This is a genomic window from Streptococcus infantis (assembly GCF_047464415.1).
GTDB classification, from domain to species: domain Bacteria; phylum Bacillota; class Bacilli; order Lactobacillales; family Streptococcaceae; genus Streptococcus; species Streptococcus infantis_AE.
This window is the reverse complement of the sequence record NZ_JASHBX010000001.1, coordinates 211,765-233,522: the sequence shown is the minus strand read 5'-3', so window position 1 is coordinate 233,522 and position 21,758 is coordinate 211,765. Positions and strand designations below refer to the sequence as shown.

Below are 21,758 nucleotides of genomic sequence, written 5' to 3'. Positions count from 1 at the left end.
CGATAGACAAAGTCTCGATTTCGTAGTCCCAGCCCCGCGAGGATGATTAGGAGCTTTTTGGAGTCTAAAAGACGAACAAAAAGTCCAATCAGCTACCGCGTCAAAGTTTGATTGCTAATAAAAAATGAGGTCGGGCTCTTTTGTCCCAACCTCTTCTACTATTCATAAAATTGTTTATAGGGTTTATTAAAGGCTTCTAAGATATCTGATGGAGTTTCTGCATAAGATTTTACCTCTGTCAAATTCCCTTTAACGATAATTCTCTCAACTGCATTAGCATCTTCACAGGTTACCAAGGTAATCTCTTTAATCCCATCACGTTCGTCAATTACATCTACGCGATCAGGAGTTACAATTTTAACCTCTTCAATCTCGTATGTATAGACTTTTTCTTTATCAGTGAGATAAATTTTCATCCCTTTTTCAGCACGAGCAAGAGGAGAGAATAATTTCTTATCAGCATTTTCACCTGCAAATATTCGGTGACTTGCTAGAGAATAATTTCCTTCCCCCATTACCTGATTGGCTTTCATTGTCCCAGCACCATAAAAGAGGTTAACATTATCGAGTCCCTTAAATATTGGTAGATTCATTTCAAGCTCCGGAATGGCAATCCCTCCGATTACCGGAAGTTGCTGGGAATTCCACTGAGCTGATAGGACTGCCTCCGAGGAAAGTGATTTTACAGAGTCAAAATCGAAATTTCCTTCTGTTTCTTTGTTCTCTTCAATCTCTTCCTTGGTCACTTGACTGACCTGATACTTATTAGTGTTCCAAATCATGAACATATCACGAATATTAGCATTGAAGATTAAAGCGATAGATAGCAAGATTAGGAATCCTGCCAGTATGTTAATCAGTAGATTTTTACGTTTATTTTTTTTACTTTGATTCTTTTTTTGAGACATTATGCTTCACTTTCTGTTTCCTGTTCTGCCCCAACTTCTTCTTTTTCTGCTGCTGCAACACTTGTAAAAGTCACAATCTTAGCATCTTGATCTAGACGCATCACTTTTACTCCCATAGTTGAACGTCCCGTTTGTGAAATATTGGCAACATTGGTTCGAATCATGACACCTGTGTCAGTGATAATCATCAGATCTTCGTCCCCTTTTACTGTTAAGAGACCAGCCAGAGGACCATTTTTTTCAGTAACATTGGCTGTTTTCATTCCCTTACCGGCACGCCCTTTTGTTGGATATTCAGTCGCAACTGTGCGCTTACCATATCCTTTTTCAGTAATGATAAGGACTTCATCTTGATCAGTAATCACTCTCGCTCCCACTACAGCATCACCTTCACGAAGATTTACCCCTTTAACACCAGTGGCGATACGACTCATACTACGAACTGAAGACTGATTGAAACGAACTGCATAACCTAATCTGGTTCCGATGATGATATCTGTGTCTTTTTCAGTTAGTAAGACATTAATCAACTCATCCTCATCTTTCAGATTTAAGGCTTTGAGACCATTTTGACGAATGTTGGCAAATTCTTTGACACTGGTTCTTTTGACAATACCTGCTCGAGTTGTAAAGAAGAGGTAAGCATCATCACTACGTTCTGATTCAACATTGATAATGGTTTGAATGCTTTCACCTTCATCCAGTTTCAAAAGATTGACAACTGGCAAACCTTTGGCTGTACGACCGTATTCTGGAATTTCATATCCCTTAAGACGATAAACACGTCCTTTATTAGTAAAGAATAGTAAATGATCATGGGTGCTGGTAGAAACCAACTCACGCACAAAGTCATCGTCCTTAACTCCAGTTCCTTGAACGCCACGTCCACCACGTTTTTGAGCTGTAAATTCGTCTTGGTCCAAACGTTTGATATAACCTTTATTTGATAGAGTGATGAGGACATCAGACTCTTCAATCAAGTCTTCATCTTCAAGAGTCAAGACTTCACCAACCATCAACTCAGTACGACGTGGATCGCCAAACTTACGTTTGACCTCATCCAATTCTTCCTTGATGATTTGCGCTACGCGTTCTGGTTTTGCAAGAATGTCTGCCAAGTCAGCAATCAAAGCAATAAGCTCGTCATATTCTGACTGAATCTTGTCACGTTCCAAACCAGTCAAACGACGAAGACGCATATCGAGAATTGCTTGACTTTGACGTTCAGATAACTTGAACTTGCTCATCAATTCAGCTTGGGCTTCTGCATCCGTTTCACTGGCACGGATGATACGAATGACTTCGTCGATGTGGTCCAGAGCAATCAACAAACCTTCTAAGATGTGTGCACGCGCTTCAGCTTTCTCTTTGTCAAATTGAGTACGACGAGTCACCACTTCTTTTTGGTGCTCAATATAGGCATCCAAGATTTGACGAAGAGAAAGAATCTTTGGTACACCATTCTGGATAGCCAGCATGTTAAATCCAAAGCTAGTTTGCATTTGAGTCATCTTGAACAAGTTGTTCAAAATAACATTAGCAGATGCATCACGCTTCACCTCAATTACGAAGCGAACTCCCTCACGGTTTGATTCGTCACGAACAGCTGTAATACCTTCGATACGTTTTTCCTGAACCAAACGCACAATATGTTCATGGACTTTGGTCTTGTTGACCATATATGGAAATTCTGTTACAACGATACGTTCGCGGCCAGTTTTTGTTTCCTCGATTTCAGTACGGGAACGAAGAACAATAGAGCCTTTACCAGTTTCGTAGGCCTTATGAATACCTGATTTCCCCATAACAAGGGCACCAGTTGGGAAATCTGGACCAGGAAGAACTTCCATTAATTCCTTGGTTGTAACTTCTGGATTATCCATGACCAACTTCACTGCATCAATGGTTTCTCCCAAGTTATGAGGCGGAATATTGGTTGCCATACCAACAGCAATCCCTGTAGCACCATTGACCAAAAGGTTTGGGAAACGAGCTGGGAGAACCAGGGGTTCACGTTCATTGGCATCATAGTTATCTACAAAATCAACGGTATTTTTATTGATGTCGCGAAGCATCTCAAGAGCAATCTTACTCATACGTGCTTCAGTATAACGCTGAGCTGCGGCACCATCACCATCCATAGAACCAAAGTTCCCATGCCCATCTACAAGCATGTATCGATAACTCCACCATTGCGCCATACGAACCATAGCTTCGTAGATAGATGAGTCACCGTGTGGGTGGTATTTACCCATGACATCCCCTGTAATACGAGCAGATTTCTTATGAGGTTTATCTGGTGTCACACCCAATTCGTTCATACCGTATAGAATACGACGATGAACTGGTTTCAAACCATCTCGAACATCAGGAAGGGCCCGCGATACGATAACACTCATGGCGTAGTCGATAAAGCTGGTCTTCATCTCCTTTGTCAGATTGACATTCACTAAATTTTTATCTTGCATTAACAAATGCCTCATTTCACTATTAGTAACTAGATATATTATACCATAGTTTGTCTCTTATTTCAGTGTTACAGTATGACTAAAACGTTTACATGGCTAAGTGGATGTTATATTCGTGACAAAGCTATTTAAAAGTGATAGAATGAAACTAAACAGGGTATTACCCTTAAAAAAACAAAGGAGATGTTTAGACTAATGACAGCAACTAAACAACACAAAAAAGTTATCCTCGTTGGTGACGGTGCCGTAGGTTCATCTTACGCTTTCGCTCTTGTTAACCAAGGAATTGCCCAAGAACTTGGTATCATTGAAATTCCTCAATTGCACGAAAAAGCTGTTGGTGATGCGCTTGACCTTAGCCACGCCCTTGCTTTCACTTCACCTAAGAAGATTTATGCAGCTGAGTACGCTGACTGTGCGGATGCTGACCTTGTTGTAATTACTGCAGGTGCCCCTCAAAAACCAGGTGAAACTCGTCTTGACCTTGTTGGTAAAAACCTTGCAATCAACAAATCTATCGTAACACAAGTTGTTGAATCAGGATTTAACGGTATCTTCCTTGTAGCTGCTAACCCAGTTGACGTTTTGACATACTCTACATGGAAATTCTCAGGATTCCCTAAAGAACGCGTTATCGGTTCAGGTACTTCACTTGACTCAGCTCGTTTCCGTCAAGCCCTTGCTGAAAAATTGGATGTAGACGCTCGTTCAGTTCACGCCTACATCATGGGTGAACACGGTGACTCAGAATTTGCCGTTTGGTCACACGCTAACATTGCTGGTGTTAACCTTGAAGAATTCCTTAAGGACACTCAAAATGTTCAAGAAACTGAATTGATCGAATTGTTCGAAGGTGTTCGTGACGCTGCTTACACAATCATCAACAAAAAAGGTGCTACATACTATGGTATCGCCGTTGCCCTTGCTCGTATCACTAAAGCAATCCTTGATGATGAAAATGCAGTACTTCCACTTTCTGTATTCCAAGAAGGCCAATACGGAATCAATGACGTCTTCATTGGTCAACCAGCTGTTGTTGGAGCACACGGTATTGTACGTCCAGTGAACATCCCATTGAACGATGCTGAACTTCAAAAAATGCAAGCTTCTGCTAAAGAATTGAAAGCTATCATTGATGAAGCTTGGAAAAACCCTGAATTCCAAGAAGCTTCTAAAAACTAATTTAAGTTAGAAAAAATGTCTAGACGGTTTGTCTAGACATTTTTATATTTCATTACTTTATTTCATTTGAGCAAAAGCTGCTTCTGCATCTGCGTTACTAATCGCACCTAATTGAATCTTAGCAATTTTACCCTGTGAATCAATTAGATACTCTGTAGGGATGCTTCGAATTTGATAATCTTGAAAAACAGCTCCTTTTGTATCATACAAAACTGGGATGTCTTTATAACCTTGTTCTTCAAACCACTTTGGAAATTGGTCTATCGTTTTTTCACCTTGAAGCCCTGGCGCAATGACAGATAAAATTTCGAAATCACGATCTTCCTTAGCAGCAAGCTCCATCAATTCTGGCATACTCTTCTTACATGGTCCACACCAAGATGCCCAAAATTTAAGATAAACTTTTTTACCTTTAAAATCAGATAATTTCACTTCTTTTCCATCCATTGATTGAAGCGTAAAATCAGGTGCTTCTGCTCCTACAGCCACTTGCTTCACAGTTGCTTGCTGCTGTGTCTGAGTCGTTTTGTTTTCTTGACTCGATTTTTTCTCTTCCTTGCCACAAGCAATCAGAAGAAAGAGAGACAAGAAACTAAGCCCAAAATAGATAATTTTTTTCATAGATAACTCCTTTTATCCTAATATTCCAGATAAGACATTTAACTGTCCCAACATTAATAAAATTCCCATGAGAATAATCAATAAACCACCAATTTTCTTCAATAAAAGTATGTGGGATTTGATTCTACTAAAATAAGGCATGACAAGACCTGATGCCAAGGCCAAAACTAAAAATGGAAGCGCCATTCCGAGAGTGTAAATGAGGGTTAATAAGGCCCCCTGAAGAGCTCCATTTCCCCCTGAGGCAGCCAATGCTAAAACAGAACTTAAAACTGGGCCTATACATGGAGTCCAGCCAAAGCTGAAGCTGATACCCAGTAAAAAGGCCGACAAATATTTGCTAGACTGTTTTTGCTTAAATGTTACTGTTTTTTGTACCTCTAATTTTTGTAAGTGAAGAATTTCCATCTGATGCAAACCCAGTATAATAATCATGATTCCCATAACATAACGGAACCAGTCAGCATAAAGTAAATTCCCAAGGAATCCTGCTCCAAATCCAAGAATAAAGAAGATGAGAGAGATACCCGCAATGAAACAGAGTGTCCGAATCAATCCTGACCAGGCAACATCTTTACCCAAAAAACGAAATGTCCTTGACTCCTCTTGATCATCTAGCAGAACACCTGCGTAGACTGGTAACAAGGGAAAGATACAGGGAGAAAAGAATGACAAGACCCCAGCTATAAAGACAGAAATAAAAAATAAAATACTTTCCAATTAAGAACCTTCTTTCATATAGTTATCTTTTATTTTACTATAAAAGAAAACGTTTGTAAGAAATCCGCTACGCAAATTTATTTTCAACTTGAAAGAATCAAAAAAGGAGCTCAGCTCCTTTTTTGATTAATAAGTTCCCTCTTCACCTTGACTTGTCAAGATTACAGGCCCATCTTTAGTAATAACAAACTGATGCTCGTACTGACATGATAGTCCACCATCGATTGTTTTATGTGCCCAACCTGTTTTCATATCTGTATCGATTTCCCAATCACCTGTATTGATCATAGGTTCGATTGTCAAAACCATGCCTTCACGAAGGCGGAGACCGCGACCTGCGATACCATAGTTAGGAACCATTGGTTCTTCATGCATAGTTGGACCAACACCGTGTCCTACAAGATCACGAACAACGCCGTAACCACGACTTTCAGCATATTCCTGAATAGCAGCTCCAATATCTCCAATACGGTTTCCTACAACAGCTTTTTCAATACCAATGTACATAGCTTCCTTGGTCACGTCCATTAAGTTTTTAACTTCTTCTGACGGTTTTCCAACAGCGTATGCCCAACAAGAATCTGCCAAGCCGCCCGTAAAGTTTTGAGTATATTTTTTCATCTGCTCAACGTTGTTAAAGTTGAGTTTAGAAACATTGAGGTCAGACTTAGCGATTGGCCCACCAAGAACCATATCAACCTTCAGCAAATCGCCTTCCTTCAAAATATAGTGGCGTGGAAAAGCATGGGCTACTTCGTCATTGAGCGAACAGCAAGTGGCATAAGGATAATCCATCATTGCCCCATCAACACCGATTTGTAGTGGAAGGAAATTTTCTTCTTTACAACGACGACGCACATATTCTTCTACTTCCCACATATCTACACCTGGTTTGATGATGTCACGCAAACCGATGTGAATACTGGCAAGAAAATCGCCAGCTTTATCCATTGCTTCGATTTCTCTAGCTGATTTTAATGTAATCATGTTTTCTCCTAGTTTTAATTAATTTTTACAGTAACATTTGCTTTTGATACGATTTGATGATTGATATAAATGTCATAGTCAATAATAGCTGACCTTCTCGTATGATGAATAATTCTAGCCTGAATCCGCAAGGTATCATCAATCTGAACAGCTTGTAAGAAATAAATCAACATTTGTTCAATGATGAGGTTACGTCCGCTATTCACAACCAGATCTTGCGTCATATGGGTCAATATTTCTGAAAGAACACCATTTGCAAGGACTCCATTTTTTTCCAACATAAATGGTTCAACCGTAATGACAACTTCGTCATGGTGGTAAGATAACTTCTGACCAACCTGTTCTGAAAATGTTGGTAAAGCTGAAACTTGAGAGCGACTCATCTTTTCCATGACATCCCGTCTAGTAATGACACCAAGTAAGGTTTGATTGCTTCTCACAACAGGTACCATTTCAAAGTCTTCAGCAATCATTCTCTGACTAACGTTAGCGATATTTGTCGCTAAACCAGTCATATAGACTGTCCTTGTCATGACCTTATCTATCGTTGTACCAGGTGATTTATCTCCAGCATCACGCATAGTAACTACACCAACAACAACCTGATGCTGATTGATAACAGGGAAACGGCTCGTTCTATTCTTACGAACCAAGTCTAAATAATCTTTGACAGTATCCGTTTCCTGTAGAAAACCATATTCATGACTGGTACGATAGATTTTTTCAACCGTCAAAATATCTGTCTTAATCTGAACATTAGACAAAGCTCTGTTGATCATAGTCGCAATTGTAAATGTATCATGCTTACTGCGCAATACTGGAATATTTTTTTTATTAGCATGGTTCAAAACATCTTCGTGAACTTCAAATCCACCTGTTACCAAGACAGCATTTTCATTTTCAAGTGCTAATAACTGAATACGTGTTCGATCTCCTACGATAAGTAAGCCACCATCATGAAGATAAGAAAGAATATTCTTTTCAGTCATCGCTCCAATGGAGAATTTACTAAATTCTCTATCCAATCCAGCTTGACCAGCTAAAACTTCCGAGCCTGTAACTTCTGCAATTTCTGCGAACGTTAATTTCTCAATAGCTACTTTTTTGGACTTTACACGTACTGTTCCACTTCGAGGACGTGTTTCAACAAGTCCCCTATTTTCAGCTTCTTTGATAGCCCGATATGCCGTACCATCACTTACTCCCAGCCGATTTGAAATACTACGAACACTGACACGCTTCCCAACTGGTAATTCTTCCAAGTAGGCTAATATTTCTTGGTGTTTACTCATTTAAATTTCCTTTTGTATAACGGAATTCTAGATAATCCCGCATCTTTCGGGTATAACGATCGCTTCCTTTAAAACGACGATAAAGAACAAAATCTGATTTTTCTGCTACTTTCTGACTAGCAACATTTTCTAGATGTGTCACAATCGAAAGTTGCTTCAAGGCAAACTCGTTCATGGATAAATCTCGTAATTTAGTAACTGCTTCAGTCATATAACCCTGAGACCAATAGTCTTTCTTTAAAAAATAGCCAATTTCTGCTTCTTTCTTAATTTCATCAAGTTTTTCAAACTTGATAGCTCCAATCATTCTTTGCTCTTTTTTATCACAAATAGCCCAAATCCCCAAAGGTGATTTCATAAAATAATTGGCAAGAGCATACTGACTTTCTTCAATACTTGCTTGTGTAGGAAAGATAAATTGAAGATTTTCAGGATCTGATGCAAGTTGATGAAAATCATCTACATCTGTAAAAAAGAAGGGACGGAAATATAAACGTTCCGTCTCATAGAAAGAAAATTTTGCTAATTTAGTCCAGATATTCATTGCAATCCTCAAATTACTAATCTTCGATTAGCTCAATATCTGCTCCAAGATTACGCAATTTTTCGATAATATTCGAGTAGCCTCGAAGGATGAATTCAACATTGGTAATCTCTGTTTTTCCTTCAGCCATCAAGCCAGCAATAACTAAGGCAGCTCCAGCACGTAGATCTGTTGCCTTAACTTTTGCACCCTGCAATGGATTTCCACCCTTATAAAGTATGTGGTCGTTTGTTGTTGAAATATCTGCATTCATTTTGGCTAATTCAAAAACATGGTTGACACGTTTTTCATAGATTGTATCAATCAATGTGCCACGACCTTCTGCTTTTAATAGCAAGGGAGTAATAGGCTGTTGAAGATCTGTTGCGAAACCTGGATAAGGAGCTGTCTTAATATTAACAGCCTTTAGATTTGTTTGCTCTTCGACGAAAATACTGTCTTCAGAAACAGTCATGTGAACACCCATTTCTTCAAGTTTAGCAATAAATCCTTCTAAATGCTCATAAAGTACATTATTAATTCGAATCCCATGACCTACTGCAGCTGCCATTGAAATATATGTACCTGCTTCGATACGGTCAGGGATGACTTGGTGGCGTGTCCCGTGCAAGCTATCCACACCATCAATTGTAATCATATCTGTACCTGCTCCACGAATGTGAGCTCCCATATTATTTAATAATGTAGCCACATCAATGATTTCAGGTTCGCGAGCAGCATTTTCAATAACTGTTCGACCTTTAGCTTTTACTGCTGCTAGCATTGTATTAATAGTTGCACCAACACTAACAGTATCCATATAGATATGCGCACCATGTAGACTTGATCCTTGGGTTGAGAGATTCATATTATCTCCCTCGTAGGTTGTCTTAGCTCCCATAGCTTCAAATGCTTTTAAATGCAAATCAATAGGACGTGGTCCTAGGTCACACCCTCCAGGCAAACCTACAGTTGCTTCACCAAAACGTCCTAAAAGACTACCATAGAAATAATAAGACGCACGCAAGCTATTAATTTTACCATAAGGCATTGGTTTATTTTGAACACCACGAGGATCAATCTCAAGAACATCGTCATAACGCTTGACACTAGCTCCCATGATTTCCATAATCTCAATAAGACTAGCTACATCAGAGATGTCCGGAACACAATCCAAAATCACAACATCATCTGATAAAATAATGGCAGGAATCAAGGCAACGACACTATTTTTAGCGCCACTAATCGTAATTTCACCTTTCAATGGTCTCCCACCGTTAATGACAATTTTTTTCATTTTATACTCTTTCACTATTTATTAAGAAGGTCTCACCCTATATTATACCATATTTCTTATTAATAGCCAATCCTATAAAAAAATTAGGCCCAGAACTATCTTGATATTAAAGACGATAACTGTGGTTATATCAGTTAGAATTATCTTACTTATCAAAGCTAGTAAAAATCTTCCTAGCCTGTAATTTTAAGGCTTGCAACAAAATTTTTACTATACATTTTTTGTTTGCGATTGGGTAAAGAAAGACAGGTTTAATAAGTATATCAATAGTATTCAACTTTTAAAAATAAGAAAATAAACCGATGATATTGTACAAAAATTTTACATAAAAATCATTTTGGGTACCAAAACAAAAAAATAGGCTCTCCGAAAACTCGGAAAGCCTTATTTAATGCTAATTCTAGCTTCCTCGCCTTTACATTTCAAGGCTCGGGATAAAAAGGTTCACTGGACCTTTTTATTTTGCGATTGGGTAAACAGAAACTTGTTTTTTATCGCGACCTTTACGTTCAAAGCGTACTACGCCTTCAACTTTAGCGAATAAAGTATCGTCTCCACCACGTCCAACGTTTACACCTGGATAGATGTGTGTACCACGTTGACGGTAAAGGATTGATCCACCTGTTACAGTTTGTCCGTCAGCTGCTTTAGCTCCAAGACGTTTAGCTTGTGAATCGCGTCCGTTTGATGTAGAACCTCCACCTTTTTTGTGGGCGAAAAGTTGCAAGTTGTTAAGAGTCATTTTTAACATAATGTTTTCCTCCGTGTTAGTTTTCTGTGATAACTCTGGTTTGGACGAACTCAGAAGAGTCCTCCGATAAGGTTGCCATACCTAAGAAAAATGATTCAAAGAATAATTGTGTCATTTCTCTCTGGTGAGAAGGAAGATCTCTGGGAATTTCAACCATAAGATAGCCACCTTCATCTTCGTTTAATTTTAAGATTGGTTCATAGCCTGCAAATTTCTCAATGGAATTGATAAAGTTAATGGCAAGCGTAGAAACCGATGCACACACGACATCAAAGCCGTATTCGCCACTCTCGGCGTGTCCAGTAATTTCCGCACTCCTCAGCTCGCCATCTTCGGCTCTCTCAAAGACTGCTTGTATCATGTGTTCTCCTTAAAATTAAGCGTTGATTGCGTTGATGACAACTTTTGTATATGGTTGACGGTGACCTTGTTTACGGTGGCTACCTTTTTTAGGTTTGTACTTGTAAGTAACAACTTTCTTTTGTTTTCCTTGTTTTTCAACAGTTCCAACTACAGTAGCTCCAGCAACAAGTGGAGTTCCGACAACAGTGTTTTCACCACCAACAAGAACAACTTCGTTAAAAGTAACTTCTTGACCAGCTTCAACGTTCAATTTTTCTACGTAGACTGCTTGACCAACTTCAACTTTAACTTGTTTTCCGCCAGTTTTGATAATTGCGTATGTGCTCATTATGCACCTCCTATGATTTTTTGGGGTTTCCCCGTATTTTTGTGAAGACTCGCCTAGCATCGTGGGACGAACCACTTAAAAGAAGAGCTCTAAGTATAACAAAGAATAAACTAGGAATTAAGCCGAAGACATAACTTACGTTAGGCAAGGCGATAATGACGAAGTTTAAATTTGTTATACGACGAGCAACGATGTTCGTGCGGTTGCACAGGACTGTGCATAGTCAACTCTTCAAGTATAGCATGATTCCTAATTTTTGACAAGTATTAATCATCGAATTTAAACTTTTTCTCCAACTTTTTTCCTCCAAGATGCAAAAAGCATACTTAGATAAAAAATACTCATCATGATTGGAATCCCTAAAATTGTTTTTTCTTTATAAGAAATACTCAGATAAGCTGATACAATAACTCCGAGAACGAAGCTAGATAGTAGACTGACAAAGATAAGACCTTCTCGTAAAAAAGGAGTATGTTTTGTGCGAACATATTCCCCAAACGCTAACATGGTTCGTTTGATATTACCAGTCATAAAAGCATTGTTATATGCGATTCCTGAAACTTCTCCAAATGCTGTTGTTACAAGTCCCATACAAAAGGCTAATGGTGGTACTATGTATATATTATCAACCGTCAAGGGAACAAATCCTATAATTAAAGATAAAATTGCTAGTGGAATAAGGGATAGAATTGGTTTTCTTACAATCCGTAACTTTTCTTTATAGACTGTCAAGAGGAAAACACCTACCATAAAGGAAATCAAGGTCATTACCTTGACACTGGCATCTGAAACATTGTCTTGAATGAGACCAACGGAAAGGAAAACGACATTCCCCGTTTGACCTGCAACTAGAGTATTCCCACGTATGATAAAGGTATAGGCATCTACATAACCCGCACAAAAAGTCAAAAAAAGCGCCAATCTTTTTGAATGACGAGAAATTTTTCTCATAGGTAATAATCTCATACTACACTCCTATTTTTTCTGAATCTATTGTACCATTTTTTGATGAAAATTCGAAGTGTCAAATAAAAGAATTGTCTCCCTTTGGCTAGTTTAGGCTATCTGTGATATAATGAAAGCAGTTATTACTTGTAAAAAAGGAGATTTCATGCTAAATCTTGGTATTATCGGCACTGGTGCAATCAGTCACCACTTTATAGATGCTGCCCTTTCTAGTCAGGAATTCCAGCTGATAGCTGTTTATTCAAGAAAGCTCACGACTGCCCAGCAATTTGCTAATTCCTATACAGATGTTAGTCTATTTGATAATTTAGAGGATTTTTTCCAATCTGAATTTGATGTTGTCTATATCGCAAGTCCAAATTCTTTGCACTATTCTCAAGCCAAGGCTGCCTTATCTGCTGGTAAACATGTTATCCTTGAAAAACCAGCTGTGACTCAACCACAAGAATGGCAAGAGTTAATTCAAATAGCTCAGGAGAATCATCGTTTTATCTTTGAAGCTGCTCGTAACTATCATGAGGAAGCCTTCACAACTATTAAAAACTTTTTAGTAGATAAGGAGGTTTTAGGTGCAGACCTCAACTTTGCCAAGTATTCTTCTAAGATGCCAGACCTTCTTTCTGGAAATACTCCGAATGTCTTTTCAGACCGTTTTGCTGGTGGGGCTCTCATGGACTTGGGAATTTATCCGATCTATGCTGCGGTTCGCTTGTTTGGTAAGGCACTTGATGCGTCCTATCAAGCTCAACAACTTGACAACACCATTGATTTAAATGGAGATGGTATCTTATCTTATCCTGAATATCAAGTTCACATCAAGGCTGGTAAAAACATTACTTCTAATCTGCCTTGTGAAATATACACAACAGATGGAACCTTGACGCTCAACACCATTGAACATGTTCGCTCAGCTATTTTTACAGATCATCAAGGTAATGAAACACATCTACCTATTCAACAGGCACCTCATACCATGACTGAGGAGGTCGCTGTTTTTGCTAACATGATCAAGCAGCCAAACCCAGAACTTTACCAAGCTTGGTTAGAGGATGCATCACACGTCCATAACCTAATTTACACTATGCGCCAGACTGCTGGCATTAGATTTGAGGCAGAAAAATGAAAACCAAACTACCTAAAGAATGGCTAGAGCTAACCGAAAAACTCGGATTTCAAGAATTCACACCCATTCAAACTCAGCTTTTTGATCCAATTTTAGACGGTCAAACCCTTCTTGGAGTTAGTCCAACTGGTACAGGTAAGACTTTAGCTTATCTCCTACCAAGTCTTCTTCGTCTCCAAAAGAAAAAAGCGCAGCAACTATTGATTTTAGCACCAAATACTGAACTGGCTGGTCAGATTTTTGAGGTAACTAAAACCTGGGGTGAAGCAATTGGCTTGACTGCTCAACTATTCCTTTCTGGTTCGAGTCAGAAACGTCAAATCGAACGACTTAAAAAAGGCCCAGAAATCCTTATTGGAACTCCTGGTCGTATCTTTGAACTGATTAAATTGAAGAAGATCAAGATGATGAACGTGGAAACGATCATTCTTGATGAGTTCGATCAGTTGCTAGATGATTCTCAGATTCACTTTGTCGAAAAAATCACCCACTACGCACCTCGTAACCACCAACTCATCTATATGAGTGCCACTACCAAGTTTGACCAAGATAAGATTGCGCCTAACACGCGCACCATTGATCTATCAGACCAAAAGTTGGACAACATTCAACACTTCTACATGCAAGTAGACCAACGACATAGAGTTGATATGCTTAGAAAACTGGCACATGTCGAGGACTTCCGCGGACTGGTATTCTTTAATAGCTTATCAGACCTCGGAAGCGCTGAGGAAAAATTGCAGTATCGCGATGTTTTAGCTGTTTCACTAGCTAGCGATGTCAACGTTAAGTTCAGAAAAGTTATTCTCGAAAAATTCAAAGACAAGCAACTAACACTGCTTCTTGCAACAGACCTTCTAGCTCGTGGTATCGACATTGACAGCTTAGAATGCGTGGTTAACTTTGACGTTCCTAGAGATATGGAAACTTACACTCACCGCGCTGGCCGTACAGGACGTATGGGCAAAGAGGGCTATGTAATCACACTTGTAACGCATCCCGAAGAAATCAAAAAGCTGAAGAAATTTGCAAGTGTACGTGAAATTGTCTTGAAAAATCAAGAACTGTATATCAAATAGAGGCTGGGACAAAAATCCCAACCTCATTTTTTATTAGCAAAAAACTTTGACCTGCTAGTTGATTTGAAACTAGGAAATCGAAACTTTATCTACTGATTTCTCCTCCACTTTTTTATCCCCAGGTAATTTCTAAGCGATAGTTTGCAAATGGATTTCCTTCTTTGTTTTGTAGTTGATAAGCTAGTTCAATCTTTTGTTGTTCAACTTGATAATGGCTTGTTTGGATGATAAACTCCTGTATCCCCATTGGTGTAGGAATATAGGATAAACTATCAACTTCCTTCAGAAAACGCATGATGGTCTTAGGATTGGAAAATCGAGACATCACCAACTCTGTATCATTAAACTTGAGTACCACTTTTTCTTTCTCTTCATTGTAAAAAAGGAGATAGGAAAAATCACCTTTCTCACGTAACTCAACGTCATAAAGTTGGTCAATCACTTCCAATTGTTCATCAAATTGGATGGTATTTCTCATTCGAATCTTCACTTCAAGTCCTCTTTCTTCACTCTTATCCTACTATTTTACCAAAAACTGTGGCTTTTTGCTATAATGGTTTTATGAATGAAAAAGTATTTCGTGACCCTGTTCACAATTATATCCATGTTGATAATCAGATTATCTATGACTTAATCAATACCAAAGAATTTCAACGACTTCGTCGTATCAAGCAGCTCGGAACATCCAGTTACACCTTTCATGGTGGAGAACATAGTCGTTTCTCTCACTGTCTAGGTGTTTACGAGATTGCACGTCGCATCACCGAGATTTTTGAGGAAAAGTATCCTAAGGAATGGGATCCTTCGGAGTCCCTCCTAACCATGACTGCAGCCCTCCTTCATGACTTAGGACATGGTGCCTACTCGCATACCTTTGAAAATCTCTTTGATACCGATCATGAGGCTATTACGCAGGAAATTATCCAAAGCCCTGAAACAGAGATTCACCAGGTTCTTTTACAGGTAGCTCCAGATTTCCCTGAAAAGGTAGCTAGTGTTATAGATCATACTTATCCAAATAAGCAGGTGGTTCAATTGATTTCGAGTCAAATCGATGCAGACCGCATGGACTATCTCTTACGTGACTCCTATTTTACAGGGGCTTCTTATGGGGAATTTGACCTAACACGTATCTTACGAGTTATTCGCCCTATCGAAAATGGAATTGCTTTCCAACGAAACGGGATGCATGCCATCGAAGACTATGTTCTTAGTCGCTATCAAATGTATATGCAGGTATATTTCCATCCAGCAACACGTGCTATGGAAGTACTTCTGCAGAATCTTTTGAAACGTGCTAAAGAACTTTATCCAGGAAACAAGGACTTCTTTACACTTACATCCCCACATCTACTGCCATTTTTCGAAAAAAATGTTAGCTTAGCTGACTATCTATCTTTGGATGACGGAGTTATGAATACCTATTTCCAACTCTGGATGACCAGTTCTGACAAGATTTTAGCTGACCTGTCACAACGCTTTGTCAATCGCAAGGTCTTTAAATCAATCACCTTTTCACAAGAAGATCAAGAACAGCTTGCATCTATGAGAAAACTGGTAGAAGATATCGGCTTTGATCCTGACTATTACACAGCTATCCATAAGAACTTTGACCTTCCTTATGATATCTATCGCCCTGAATCTGAAAACCCACGAACTCAGATTGAGATTATACAAAAAAATGGAGAACTAGCAGAACTCTCTAGCCTTTCTCCTATCGTTCAATCCCTTGCTGGCAGTCGCCACGGAGATAATCGTTTCTACTTCCCAAAAGAAATGTTGGATCAAAACAGCATCTTTGCAAGCATCACTCAGCAATTTTTACACTTGATTGAAAACGATCATTTTAAACCAAATAAAAACTAAAAGAGGAACTATATGAGTATTAAACTAATCGCCGTCGATATCGATGGAACCCTTGTCAACAGTCAAAAGGAAATCACTCCAGAAGTCTTTTCTGCCATCCAAGATGCCAAACAAGCTGGTGTTAAAGTTATGATTGCAACTGGTCGCCCTATCGCAGGAGTTGCCAAACTTTTAGATGACTTGAAATTAAGAGACGAAGGGGACTACGTTGTTACCTTCAACGGTGCCCTTGTTCAAGAAACTGCTACTGGCCATGAGATTATCAGCGAATCCTTGACTTATGAAGATTATTTAGATATGGAATTCCTCAGTCGCAAACTTGGCGTCCACATGCATGCCATTACCAAGGATGGCATCTACACTGCCAATCGCAATATCGGAAAATACACAGTGCACGAATCAACCCTCGTCAGCATGCCCATCTTCTACCGTACACCTGAAGAAATGGCTGACAAGGAAATCGTCAAATGTATGTTCATCGATGAACCGGAAATTCTCGATGCCGCTATCGAAAAGATACCCGCAGAATTTTACGAGCGCTTCTCTATTAATAAGTCTGCACCATTCTACCTTGAGCTCCTTAAAAAGAATGTAGACAAGGGTTCAGCTATTACTCACTTGGCTGAGAAACTAGGATTGACCAAAGATGAAACCATGGCTATCGGAGACGAAGAAAATGACCGTGCTATGCTTGAAGTCGTAGGTAACCCAGTTGTTATGGAAAACGGAAACCCAGAACTCAAAAAAATCGCCAAATACATCACTAAATCTAATGACGAATCTGGCGTTGCCCATGCCATTCGAACTTGGGTGTTGTAGAAAGAATAGACAAAGACCGCTCTGCTGAGCGGTTTTTGTCTATTTCATTTTAGAATTAGCAATAATTTCAAAAAACAAATCAGTTTTCTTTGATAACTCGATTGAGTAATTTGTCCATCCCACCAGATTATCATCAAATGATTCTATCGCAAATAAAAGTAGATTTCTTGCAAATTCTTGAGTAATTAAATCTTTTGGTGTCACAATACTGTTATTTTTTCTATCACAATAAATTACTTTTTCTCTTAAATCTTTCAATTCTCCAGAATAAATAAATTTAAAAATTTTTTCCAAATTTTCATTAGAAATTGCATTTTTAATCCTTTCGCCCATACAAATAGTGTAGCTCGCTCCAACAATTTGTTTAGACTTATGATCTCTTAATTTATCTTTTCTCACATAGGAATCTGAACCTTTAATAAATATTCCCATTTGAATTTTTCCAACCTCTTCTAGCACACTAATAGCTAAAAAAGAGGAGGAGGTATATGAATTATTTATATATAAAACATATGAATCCGAAATCAACTGAACAACATGATCTAAGCATTTATTCAATTCTTCATTTGAAGAAATATAAAAATTGCTAGTTCCGTTTAAGATAGATTCTATCTTATCAAAAGAAAAATCTTTATCGACCATTAGTACTCCAAATTTTATAATTCATGATAATTTGCCAAAGTAATTCTAGGGGTTGCTTATCAAACCTATGTCAACACTTTATATAATTCTTGTAATTTAGGGGCGAATTTGGGACGAAACACCTCAAACACCCAGCAAAATCAATAGTTTCTATGCCCCCTGCAGGAATAAAAATATCAGCCCTAAAGCCCTATTCTAAAGGCTTTTCCATCTCACTTGGTCAATTTTTGGTCAAAAATTTGCTTACTTTTTTTCAAACTCACTCTGGCAATTCCACCTTCAAGCTCATATCCGAAAGTACAGCGAATCACTTTCTTTAGTCAAACATATAACTGAACAACATTGTTTATCTTCCTGCACTTTCATATTTTTTCAATCCTTTTCTAAAAATTGTACGACTGATAATAATCAAAAAAACTGTAAAAACTATTTGATAGAAAAATAGGTTCAATGTATCTTTCCCTAAAAATATTAATACTGCAGGATTGGCAATTAATAAATTGGGAACAAATAACATAGTGATCAATCTGTTAATACCTGTAAAAATATTATATGGATACTTAGAAATTCCAATATAATTCAAAAATACATCTACTTTTGAAAATTTAGTTGGGAACCAAAATGAACTAATCGTTATTAGAAACCAAATTGAATAATATATAATACAACCACACATTAAAGAAAGGATATAAAATAATATTTTTAATGAATTTAAATGTACATTTAAATTTCCATAACTTATAAAAATGATCGCAAGACCAAAAAAAGTATTCACGAATTGAACTAAATTAAATGATCTAAAAATATAGAACAACTGAGTATCAAACGGCCTCAATAAAATTTGATCCAAGTTACCACTCAAAATATCTGATTCTAAAATTCCCATACTTCTAATTAACAATCCCATCATAACTCCATCTACAATAGTGTAGGAACCTACCAAAAATAAAATTTGATAATAGTCCCAACCATTAAAAGAGTCTATGTTTAAGAAAATCAATCTAAAAAATACAATAGGTAAACCAATCCACAGTATCGACGAAAATAGACCACAAAAGAAGTCAAAATGAAAATTCATATCAGATTTAAAACCAAAATGAAGTAGCCTAAAAATTACTTTTATTCTAAACATTTTATCCTCCCACATTTGAGAAGTGCTCCACTCCTTTTCTCAATATGAATCTTGATATAATATAAAAAATGATGCACCAAATCAATTGAATACAAATAATTCTCAAATAGTCTATTAATTTATATGTATCATTACTAAACATCTGAAGCGGTTCATATACTAAGTATTTAAAAGGTAATACATCTAAAAACAGACGAAAATTATTTGAAAAAAAACTTAAAGGCAATAATATTCCTGATAAAAACTGAATTACTATTTCTTTAACAGTAAGGACAAAAAATATATTTTCTAACCAAAAAGAAAGCATACCTACACAACATGATATTAAAAACCATAGAACCATAGATAGAATAATTGCAATACTTCCTAAAATAAGAATTTCAATGGTTAATAACTCATTCTTGTAATAAACACTGGAGAATAAAATGACAGGAATGATGATAAATAATAAATGAGCAAGCCTATCTCCAAGCATTTTACAAAAATAATACTTATAAAAAGTAACAGGTTTTATTAATATGCTAAAAAAATTTCCTGAATGAACATCGTCATTGATTTCCCAATCAACTGGATAAAAAACAAAATATGAAAAAATTATAGTCCCCAAATAGTATTGAACCATTGAGGTAAAATCATATCCTGCTATATTTATCTGGTTACTCTGATATATATACGTCCATAAAAATACTGATATCATAATTTGTATACTTGCCTGTAACATTAACAATAGTACACTTGATTTATAGTTCAAAATAGATCGAAATGATATCAGAATAATAGACATTTCTTTTTTCAATTGTGCTCCTTTTTTGTAAAATAGTTTTGTAAAATAATTTCTTCTAAAGAAAGATTTGATATTTCAAAATCTTCTATATCTACAAGCTTATTGATTGATTCTAATGTCTCAAAGACAAAATCTCTAGGTATTTTTAGTATACATTCCGATTTTGTTTGAGAAATGACTACTACTCCTTTAACAGAGCATAACTCTGGTACCAAATCTAATGTCATTTTTATCTTTAAATATTTAAAATCAGAAAATTTAGATAAAATAACATCCATTGACTCCTGCAAAATAATTTTTCCTTTGTCAATGACGATTAATTCGTCACAAACAGACGAAATATCATCCATATCATGACTCGTTAAAATAATAGTAGTATGACATTCTTCATTCATTTTCTTTAAAAATGTTCTGATATCTTTTTTAGACTGTATATCTAACCCTATAGTAGGCTCGTCTAAAAATAATATTTCCGGACTTGTTAAAGATGCCGCGATAAACTCCATTTTCATTTTTTGTCCAAGAGAGAGGGTCCGGACCTGCTGGTAAAGCTGATCTTTTACATTCAACAAATTGCTTAATTCCTGAATTCGTTCTTGTAAAATCGCCGGTTCTACCTCATATAAAGTACCAATCAATTGAAAATAATCCATAGCCGAAACATCTTGAAATAACTGTAATTTATTTCCTACTACTATTGAAATTTTTTTTCTAAAATTTATACTTCTTTTAAATGGAATTTCTCCATTCACTTCTAATTTTCCGGAACTAGGATAAAGAGTCCCAGTCAACATTTTAATCGTTGTGGATTTACCAGCTCCATTACTCCCAATAAAGCCAACTATACTCCCTCTCTTAATCGTAAAACTAATATCTTGAACAGCTCGAATCGTTATTTGATTACGTTTCAAAAATCTCTTGATAAATGGGAGTCTTGAATCAAAATTATAAAAATTTTTAGATAAATTCTGAGCATTAATAACTATTTCACTCATATATCTCTCCTTTCGATAAAATATATTTACTTGTACTTTTTCCATACTTTACCAAAATGCTAAAGATTGAGCTAAAATCTTCGGGATGGGTAAAATAATAGATGTTAAATATATGTCTTCGTGTACTTCTGTTATTAAATCAATAATCCTCTGACTACTCTTAGAAGATATCAAAAATTCCGACCACAACGTTTCTTATTGATTTTATAACGGTTATAGTAATCATACATTTAAAGATTCAAATTCCATAATCCATTCCTTGCTATTCATAAATTACCTCCATTTTTTATAGTCAGTCTAATATCTACAATTTTATATATAATATTATTGTATCATTATTTTATATATTCGTATATAAATAAGACAATATTCCTCATAACTAATTTACATTAAACAGAGATAAATCAGTCAAAAATTAATTATTTAACTAACATAGCGAGCATAAATAACTTATACCTATAAAGACTTACTCCTATGATCTACTTAACCTCATAATCATCAAAATCAAAACAAATATTTAGTCAAATTTTGGTCACACTTTGGTCAAAAATTCCAAAAATACTAAGTTATCATTAGATGGAGATAACTCAACCATTTCAGCAGAAACCTCTTTAGGAAGTAAACCGAAAAAATAGGACTTACCTTTTATAGTAGTAGAATCTAAGATATATTTTTTATTTTTAAACTCAACGATTCTAAAAACTGCTATATTCGAATATTTAAATTTTAATTCCACATTTACCACCCAAACTAAATCTATTCAGCGCAAAAAGTATCGAAAACATTAGCGTTTCACTAACAAGCCAAAATAAGCCTTTTTTCATTTCTTTCTCCTAAACATTCTATGTCCATTATACCACACCATGGATATCTTATGAATCGTTCAAAATTTGGTCAAAGAAAAAACACTGG

The 21,758-nt window shown here is 36.7% G+C and carries 23 protein-coding genes and 1 other annotated feature; of the genes, 5 read left to right on the top strand and 18 right to left on the bottom strand.

What is annotated here, in order from left to right; genetic code table 11:
* Positions 1-158 precede the first annotated feature (158 nt).
* Both QM460_RS01180 and gyrA read right to left on the bottom strand, forming a co-directional pair.
* Entirely contained in the window at positions 159-908 is a 750-nt protein-coding gene (locus QM460_RS01180) for a class A sortase (protein WP_414273975.1), read from the bottom strand.
* Complete coding sequence (gene gyrA, locus QM460_RS01175) at positions 908-3,376, bottom strand: DNA gyrase subunit A (protein ID WP_223141089.1); 2,469 nt, start codon at positions 3,374-3,376, stop codon at positions 908-910. Before gyrA ends, QM460_RS01180 begins: the two co-directional genes overlap by 1 nt.
* Before the next feature lie 195 nt (positions 3,377-3,571).
* Between gyrA and QM460_RS01170 the strand changes: the two genes are divergently transcribed.
* Positions 3,572-4,558: an L-lactate dehydrogenase gene (locus tag QM460_RS01170; RefSeq protein ID WP_070461050.1), complete on the top strand. Its 987-nt coding sequence runs from the start codon at positions 3,572-3,574 to the stop codon at positions 4,556-4,558.
* A gap of 57 nt (positions 4,559-4,615) precedes the next feature.
* Here the strand turns inward: QM460_RS01170 and sdbB are convergent, their stop codons facing one another.
* From sdbB to QM460_RS01120, 10 genes are all read right to left on the bottom strand, one after another.
* Positions 4,616-5,179 (bottom strand): thiol-disulfide oxidoreductase-associated lipoprotein SdbB, encoded by a 564-nt coding sequence (gene sdbB / locus QM460_RS01165; protein WP_414288899.1) that lies wholly within the window; start codon positions 5,177-5,179, stop codon positions 4,616-4,618.
* 12 nt (positions 5,180-5,191) lie between these two features.
* Positions 5,192-5,899 carry a thiol-disulfide oxidoreductase-associated membrane protein CcdA2 gene (ccdA2, locus tag QM460_RS01160; protein WP_414282712.1) on the bottom strand — a complete coding sequence of 236 codons (708 nt, stop codon included), beginning with the start codon at positions 5,897-5,899 and terminating at the stop codon, positions 5,192-5,194.
* 126 nt (positions 5,900-6,025) lie between these two features.
* A complete protein-coding gene (locus tag QM460_RS01155) occupies positions 6,026-6,886 on the bottom strand; it encodes a methionyl aminopeptidase (protein ID WP_049525847.1) in 861 nt (286 codons plus the stop codon).
* Positions 6,887-6,900: 14 nt separating this feature from the next.
* Positions 6,901-8,178, bottom strand: coding sequence for a CBS-HotDog domain-containing transcription factor SpxR (gene spxR, locus QM460_RS01150; protein WP_045763437.1), 1,278 nt, complete (start codon positions 8,176-8,178; stop codon positions 6,901-6,903).
* Positions 8,171-8,722 (bottom strand): GNAT family N-acetyltransferase, encoded by a 552-nt coding sequence (locus QM460_RS01145; RefSeq protein ID WP_414288897.1) that lies wholly within the window; start codon positions 8,720-8,722, stop codon positions 8,171-8,173. Before QM460_RS01145 ends, spxR begins: the two co-directional genes overlap by 8 nt.
* 16 nt (positions 8,723-8,738) lie before the next feature.
* The gene (locus QM460_RS01140; RefSeq protein ID WP_045763439.1) at positions 8,739-9,998 is read right to left on the bottom strand and encodes a UDP-N-acetylglucosamine 1-carboxyvinyltransferase; all 1,260 of its coding nucleotides are present in this window, start codon (positions 9,996-9,998) and stop codon (positions 8,739-8,741) included.
* A 457-nt stretch (positions 9,999-10,455) separates the two neighbouring features.
* Positions 10,456-10,749: a 50S ribosomal protein L27 gene (gene rpmA, locus QM460_RS01135; RefSeq protein WP_000916509.1), complete on the bottom strand. Its 294-nt coding sequence runs from the start codon at positions 10,747-10,749 to the stop codon at positions 10,456-10,458.
* Between the two features lie 16 nt (positions 10,750-10,765).
* Positions 10,766-11,110 (bottom strand): ribosomal-processing cysteine protease Prp, encoded by a 345-nt coding sequence (locus QM460_RS01130; RefSeq protein WP_049503223.1) that lies wholly within the window; start codon positions 11,108-11,110, stop codon positions 10,766-10,768.
* A gap of 15 nt (positions 11,111-11,125) precedes the next feature.
* Positions 11,126-11,440, bottom strand: a complete 315-nt coding sequence (rplU, locus tag QM460_RS01125) for a 50S ribosomal protein L21 (protein ID WP_000109141.1) — start codon at positions 11,438-11,440, stop codon at positions 11,126-11,128.
* Between the two features lie 35 nt (positions 11,441-11,475).
* Positions 11,476-11,655: a sequence feature (ribosomal protein L21 leader region), on the bottom strand.
* A gap of 64 nt (positions 11,656-11,719) precedes the next feature.
* A complete protein-coding gene (locus QM460_RS01120) occupies positions 11,720-12,406 on the bottom strand; it encodes a YoaK family protein (protein ID WP_320692092.1) in 687 nt (228 codons plus the stop codon).
* A 145-nt stretch (positions 12,407-12,551) separates the two neighbouring features.
* Here QM460_RS01120 and QM460_RS01115 point away from each other — a divergent pair, with 145 nt between their 5' ends.
* Complete coding sequence (locus tag QM460_RS01115) at positions 12,552-13,529, top strand: Gfo/Idh/MocA family protein (protein ID WP_414288894.1); 978 nt, start codon at positions 12,552-12,554, stop codon at positions 13,527-13,529.
* Positions 13,526-14,608, top strand: a complete 1,083-nt coding sequence (locus tag QM460_RS01110) for a DEAD/DEAH box helicase (protein WP_414288893.1) — start codon at positions 13,526-13,528, stop codon at positions 14,606-14,608. The genes QM460_RS01115 and QM460_RS01110 overlap by 4 nt, the downstream gene beginning before the upstream one ends.
* A gap of 112 nt (positions 14,609-14,720) precedes the next feature.
* Here QM460_RS01110 and QM460_RS01105 read toward each other — a convergent pair whose 3' ends face one another.
* Positions 14,721-15,098 carry a DUF1934 domain-containing protein gene (locus QM460_RS01105; protein ID WP_414288891.1) on the bottom strand — a complete coding sequence of 126 codons (378 nt, stop codon included), beginning with the start codon at positions 15,096-15,098 and terminating at the stop codon, positions 14,721-14,723.
* A gap of 71 nt (positions 15,099-15,169) precedes the next feature.
* On the opposite strand from QM460_RS01105, the gene QM460_RS01100 reads away from it, so the two are divergent.
* Both QM460_RS01100 and yidA read left to right on the top strand, forming a co-directional pair.
* On the top strand, positions 15,170-16,474 hold the full coding sequence (locus tag QM460_RS01100; RefSeq protein ID WP_049504521.1) for an HD domain-containing protein: 1,305 nt from the start codon (positions 15,170-15,172) through the stop codon (positions 16,472-16,474).
* Between the two features lie 12 nt (positions 16,475-16,486).
* The gene (yidA, locus tag QM460_RS01095; protein ID WP_414288890.1) at positions 16,487-17,293 is read left to right on the top strand and encodes a sugar-phosphatase; all 807 of its coding nucleotides are present in this window, start codon (positions 16,487-16,489) and stop codon (positions 17,291-17,293) included.
* Positions 17,294-17,332: 39 nt separating this feature from the next.
* Here yidA and QM460_RS01090 read toward each other — a convergent pair whose 3' ends face one another.
* The 5 genes from QM460_RS01090 to QM460_RS01070 form a co-directional block, all read right to left on the bottom strand.
* Positions 17,333-17,935: an AbiV family abortive infection protein gene (locus QM460_RS01090; RefSeq protein WP_075227672.1), complete on the bottom strand. Its 603-nt coding sequence runs from the start codon at positions 17,933-17,935 to the stop codon at positions 17,333-17,335.
* A 346-nt stretch (positions 17,936-18,281) separates the two neighbouring features.
* Positions 18,282-19,067 (bottom strand): ABC transporter permease, encoded by a 786-nt coding sequence (locus QM460_RS01085; protein WP_003013947.1) that lies wholly within the window; start codon positions 19,065-19,067, stop codon positions 18,282-18,284.
* Position 19,068: 1 nt separating this feature from the next.
* Positions 19,069-19,863: an ABC transporter permease gene (locus QM460_RS01080; RefSeq protein WP_003013825.1), complete on the bottom strand. Its 795-nt coding sequence runs from the start codon at positions 19,861-19,863 to the stop codon at positions 19,069-19,071.
* Positions 19,860-20,846 carry an ATP-binding cassette domain-containing protein gene (locus tag QM460_RS01075; protein WP_003010129.1) on the bottom strand — a complete coding sequence of 329 codons (987 nt, stop codon included), beginning with the start codon at positions 20,844-20,846 and terminating at the stop codon, positions 19,860-19,862. The genes QM460_RS01080 and QM460_RS01075 overlap by 4 nt, the downstream gene beginning before the upstream one ends.
* 532 nt (positions 20,847-21,378) lie before the next feature.
* Positions 21,379-21,582, bottom strand: coding sequence for a hypothetical protein (locus tag QM460_RS01070; RefSeq protein WP_075227674.1), 204 nt, complete (start codon positions 21,580-21,582; stop codon positions 21,379-21,381).
* Between the last annotated feature and the right edge of the window lie 176 nt (positions 21,583-21,758).

Coding starts and splice junctions, on each gene's coding strand:
- QM460_RS01180 (WP_414273975.1), bottom strand. CDS start 908: ATGTCTCAAAAAAAGAATCAAAGTAAAAAAAATAAACGTAAAAATCTA.
- gyrA (WP_223141089.1), bottom strand. CDS start 3,376: ATGCAAGATAAAAATTTAGTGAATGTCAATCTGACAAAGGAGATGAAG.
- QM460_RS01170 (WP_070461050.1), top strand. CDS start 3,572: ATGACAGCAACTAAACAACACAAAAAAGTTATCCTCGTTGGTGACGGT.
- sdbB (WP_414288899.1), bottom strand. CDS start 5,179: ATGAAAAAAATTATCTATTTTGGGCTTAGTTTCTTGTCTCTCTTTCTT.
- QM460_RS01155 (WP_049525847.1), bottom strand. CDS start 6,886: ATGATTACATTAAAATCAGCTAGAGAAATCGAAGCAATGGATAAAGCT.
- spxR (WP_045763437.1), bottom strand. CDS start 8,178: ATGAGTAAACACCAAGAAATATTAGCCTACTTGGAAGAATTACCAGTT.
- QM460_RS01145 (WP_414288897.1), bottom strand. CDS start 8,722: ATGAATATCTGGACTAAATTAGCAAAATTTTCTTTCTATGAGACGGAA.
- QM460_RS01140 (WP_045763439.1), bottom strand. CDS start 9,998: ATGAAAAAAATTGTCATTAACGGTGGGAGACCATTGAAAGGTGAAATT.
- rpmA (WP_000916509.1), bottom strand. CDS start 10,749: ATGTTAAAAATGACTCTTAACAACTTGCAACTTTTCGCCCACAAAAAA.
- QM460_RS01130 (WP_049503223.1), bottom strand. CDS start 11,110: ATGATACAAGCAGTCTTTGAGAGAGCCGAAGATGGCGAGCTGAGGAGT.
- rplU (WP_000109141.1), bottom strand. CDS start 11,440: ATGAGCACATACGCAATTATCAAAACTGGCGGAAAACAAGTTAAAGTT.
- QM460_RS01120 (WP_320692092.1), bottom strand. CDS start 12,406: ATGAGATTATTACCTATGAGAAAAATTTCTCGTCATTCAAAAAGATTG.
- QM460_RS01115 (WP_414288894.1), top strand. CDS start 12,552: ATGCTAAATCTTGGTATTATCGGCACTGGTGCAATCAGTCACCACTTT.
- QM460_RS01110 (WP_414288893.1), top strand. CDS start 13,526: ATGAAAACCAAACTACCTAAAGAATGGCTAGAGCTAACCGAAAAACTC.
- QM460_RS01100 (WP_049504521.1), top strand. CDS start 15,170: ATGAATGAAAAAGTATTTCGTGACCCTGTTCACAATTATATCCATGTT.
- yidA (WP_414288890.1), top strand. CDS start 16,487: ATGAGTATTAAACTAATCGCCGTCGATATCGATGGAACCCTTGTCAAC.
- QM460_RS01090 (WP_075227672.1), bottom strand. CDS start 17,935: ATGGTCGATAAAGATTTTTCTTTTGATAAGATAGAATCTATCTTAAAC.
- QM460_RS01085 (WP_003013947.1), bottom strand. CDS start 19,067: ATGTTTAGAATAAAAGTAATTTTTAGGCTACTTCATTTTGGTTTTAAA.
- QM460_RS01075 (WP_003010129.1), bottom strand. CDS start 20,846: ATGAGTGAAATAGTTATTAATGCTCAGAATTTATCTAAAAATTTTTAT.